The sequence below is a fragment of the Methylorubrum suomiense genome (assembly GCF_022179765.1).
Taxonomy (GTDB): domain Bacteria; phylum Pseudomonadota; class Alphaproteobacteria; order Rhizobiales; family Beijerinckiaceae; genus Methylobacterium; species Methylobacterium suomiense.
The window spans coordinates 1-4,142 of sequence record NZ_BPRE01000036.1; the positions used below are offsets into that span (position 1 = coordinate 1).

1 protein-coding gene and 1 pseudogene are annotated in these 4,142 nt (G+C 54.7%); both read right to left on the minus strand.

Annotated features, from left to right (window positions below; genetic code table 11):
• A partial coding sequence (locus MFF26_RS26215) for a calcium-binding protein (RefSeq protein ID WP_283207429.1) occupies nucleotides 1–2,637 on the minus strand: 2,637 nt, incomplete at its 3' end.
• Between the two features lie 1,129 nt (nucleotides 2,638–3,766).
• Nucleotides 3,767–4,142: pseudogene (locus MFF26_RS26220) on the minus strand (M10 family metallopeptidase C-terminal domain-containing protein); the annotation flags it as partial.

The window sequence follows — 4,142 nt, forward strand, 5'->3', positions numbered from 1 at the left end:
GGTGTCGGAGCCGGCCCCGCCGATCATCGTGTCGGCGCCAACCAGGCCATTGAGGATGTTGGCGCCGCTGTTGCCGGTGATCGTGTTGGCAATGGAGTTACCGGTGCCGTTAATGTTGGCATTTCCCGTTAGGATGAGATTCTCCAGTTCGTACCCTCCGAGGGAGAACGAGACAGAAGCAACGACAAGATCGGTGCCGACGGCGCCGTTGGCCTCGACGGCTTTGTCGCCCGTGCTGTCGACGTAGTAGGTGTCCGATCCTGCTCCGCCGATCATCTGATCAGCTCCCCCGGCGCCATCGAGGACGTTGTTGCCGGCATCACCGGTGATAACGTCAGAAAAAGCAGATCCCCTAACGTTCTCGACGCCCAAGATCACGTCGGGCAGGCGGTAGGTGTAGGCTTGTGTCGTCGTATTGTCAGCGCCAAGGCTCGCAACGATGCCCAAAAAGGCGGAACTCGCCACCGCATCGACCGAACAGCCGTCCTTGGTCATCAGGCCAAGGAACGACTCAATGTAGTCTGCGGAGGCATCGCCGCCGTCGTTCTCCCACCAGTGCAGCAGCGAAACGGTGACGCCCGCATCCGATGCGCCGAAATTAACCGTGTCGATCCCCGTGCCGCCGAAGATCAGATCGAAGCCCGCCCCGCCGTCGAGATGGTCGTTGCCGTCGCCGCCTTCGAGGACGTCGGTGTCACGGCCGCCGATTAGGGTGTCGTTGCCGACCCCGCCGACGAGACAGTCCTGGCCGTCGCCACCGTCAAGCCGATCATTGTCCTCTTCGCCGAACAGTTCGTCGTGTCCGACCTGACCGTACAGTAAATCGTTTCCGCACCCGCCTTCAAGTCGGTCGTCGTAGCTCTTCTCCGGAGACTGCCCCACAGGCACGCTTGGATCACAACAGACGTTGGGATTGAAGTCAGCGGTCGGCTTCAAGTTACCTGTCCCAGCGGGCACTTTCGAATTTGGGTCCGCCTCACCCCAGATCGTGTCGTTGCCGTCGCAGCCTACCAGGCGGTCATCGCCATCGCGACCCTCAATGACGTTGTCACCCTCGTCGCCCCGGATCACGTCAGCGAACGCAGAGCCAATTACGCCCTCGACATTCACGTAAAGGTCGCCGTTCGACTCGGCACCGGACACAGTAGCACCATCAATAACAGCGAGCCCGCCCTGGCCGGAGAGCAAGTCGGCAGAGATCGATGTTTTAGCATCACGGTAGGATACGAAATCGAAGCCGATGCCGCCGTCCATGACGTCGCTTCCCTCGCCGCCGATCAGGATATCTCGGAGGGCGAATGCATAGAAACCTGACACAGATGCAAAATCGAAGTCTGTATCTTCGCCTATCAAAATATCATTACCGCCACCACCATCAAGGACGTCGTTACCAATACCTCCAATAACAGAATCATCGCCATCTTCAGCGAATACAGTAAAATTATATGTTGCGCCGCCATAGGATTCAGGAATTCCGTAGCCACTGCTAGACGCAATAATTTCATCGGATAACTGAGAGCCGATTGCCCCGTATATGCCGTTAAGATCGTATGTATCTTGTATAGCAGAGTTTTCAACCTTAATGCCGCCTGCATCAACGAAGCGAGCACCTATATCTACCAATGGACCCAAACTAATCTGGAGATGCCTTCCATTTGCGAACAATGCTGGGTCAACGATACCGCTATAATCAACGAAATCGAACCCTCCACCGCCAAATATGCTGTTTTTACCCAGGCCGCCGGCAAATACCTCGTTTTTAACCGAACCTGATATCCGGTCGTCGAAATTGGTGCCTTGATACTGCTCAATGTTTCTTAAAATGTTGATTTCTTGACGTAATTCGCCAGATTCAAAGACATTATTGCCATTAACGTCGCGCCAGACCTCGTAAAGCGCCACGCCGTCACCGACCATTATTTGATTGTCTGGAAGATTGAAAATTGCTGCAAGCTCTGTTGCGCGCGTGCCGTAGGCGATCTCGAAGGGCGCCATGACGCCGGATGGGGCAGTGCCGGGTGGGAGTGCTTTAAATCCTGGAAGAAAGATATCAGTAGCAAAATAGGCATCGACGCCGTCGCGGCCATCATAGATGTCAACGATACTATTATTGGTGGCGCCCTGGAATTCACCATGATCGAATAGATTTCGATTGGAGTCCCCGCTAATATTATCAGAACGGCTCGTACCAGCCACACCTTCTATATTGTGCAATTTCGCAAATATATGAATTTCCGACTCAAGACTATTATCTAAATATTTCAGATCGAAAATGCCGGCCTGAAGATCGGCGCTTAATCCCCAACTAGCGCCGGTCGGCATATCAAGTACATCACCGATATTAGAGTAAATATAATCAATACCAAAACCTCCATCAACAACATCAGTCTCTGAATAAGTAGTAAATCCCGTTTTATAAACAGGTAAGTAAATAAAAATTACATCGTTTCCGTTGCCCCCATACAGCCAATCATTACCAACGCCGCCTGAGAGATAATCATTGCCATTTCCCCCATACAAACGATCCGTTCCGTCATACCCGTAAAGCTCGTCGTCGCCGTCCAGGCCAGAGATATAATCGTTCGCTTTTGCTCCCTGAATAAAATTAGCGTTGGAGTCGCCCGTATAGATTGCCATATCTGCCACCCATTTTTAGCGTAAATATAACCATGTCTTCTTGTGCGCTCTAGCCTCAATTGTAAATTTGGCTTTATTGCGACTAACTATGAAATAACAGCTATCTGTTGCAAAGTTGATACACGTATGTGTAACGGTCAGATGGATTATACAAACACTACAAACTATCACAACCAAATAAAATATAGTTATAGGAAGGCCTGAATTGCGTGTAATTCGAATTTAAAACAATTTACCCGTTCTTGTTTGGTTATCTGTATAAATAAAAAGGTGGCACGCGCATATAATTCGGCTACGATAGGTCTTATTGCCCCGTCCTGACTCATTATTAGCGACTTTCTATACGTCCGATAAGCAATCCTGTAGGCAGAGTACTTACCGCCATACTCCCGCTTGTCCGACTTGTCGCACAGCAAGAATGAACGCTCCGCCGAGCGGCACCACCACCGAGTTGGGCTACGGAGATACCGCAGACGCTCCGGGTGCGTGCGATCGATCTCGGCGAGATAACGCTTGAAGGCGAGCCCAGATGGGCCTCCGGTCATTCGCTGCCGTCGTCGCGTGCAACGAACCATTCCGTGAGGTACGCGGCGCTTGCCTCCCGACTTAAATGCCGTCCCGTCATGCGGCCGCTAGCATCACGGATCCCCCACAGGCTGGGATACTCAGCATCAGGGGAGACCGTGCCGGCAACCTCATTTCTAACCATCACGACGGCGTGGCCATCCGGTTCAGCATCGCCTCGATGATCCGGACTGCTTATGTCTTCTCAAATCGCCGTGAGTAGATCAGCGAGACGGTGAACGGGATGCCGTCGATCGCCCAAGCTATGACGGCTTTGCGTACAGGGGGCGCCTCGGTGCTGACGCAGGCCGGCGACACGGCGGGCGTGGCTCGGCCTGTACAACCGCACTGTCGGCCAGCTGCTGTCGGCGCTGAAGAGCGTTGAGCAGATTGGGGTCATCCGAGCAGCGCGGGGCGGCGACACCCTACGCAGACGCTGCGCTGAGGCAGGCGCTGCAGTCGCACGGCACCAACGTCGCCGCCACCAAGAAGCGCGGCGCGCCGAGTTCGGCGTGCCGTCAGATTCGGCCGAGCCAGAGCGGCCGGATGACCGCCCCCGTTTTTTTCACGTGACGAAAAAATCCGCCGCCGTCAGCGTCATCTTCGTGTCGATAATTGCGAATTGCACCGCCTCCTTTGCGCCACTGCCGTCGGTATCGTAGGACAGGGCACCCGTGGTCTTGTTGTAGACGACGCGGTCGTCGGCATCGATTACGGTGCCCGCCACGCTTATGTCCTTGAACGCGCCAGCGGCGAGCGTCCCGGCCGAGAGGTCAGTGAAGATGCCTTTCGACAGCTGGATCGTGTCGTCGGCGGCCGAGAAGTCGGTCATGCGATCGACGTTGCCCGCGCCCAGCGCCGTCGAGAACACAAAGGTGTCTGAGCCGGCCCCGCCGATCATCGTGTCGGCGCCGCCGCCGCCGTTAAGGATGTTGGCGCCG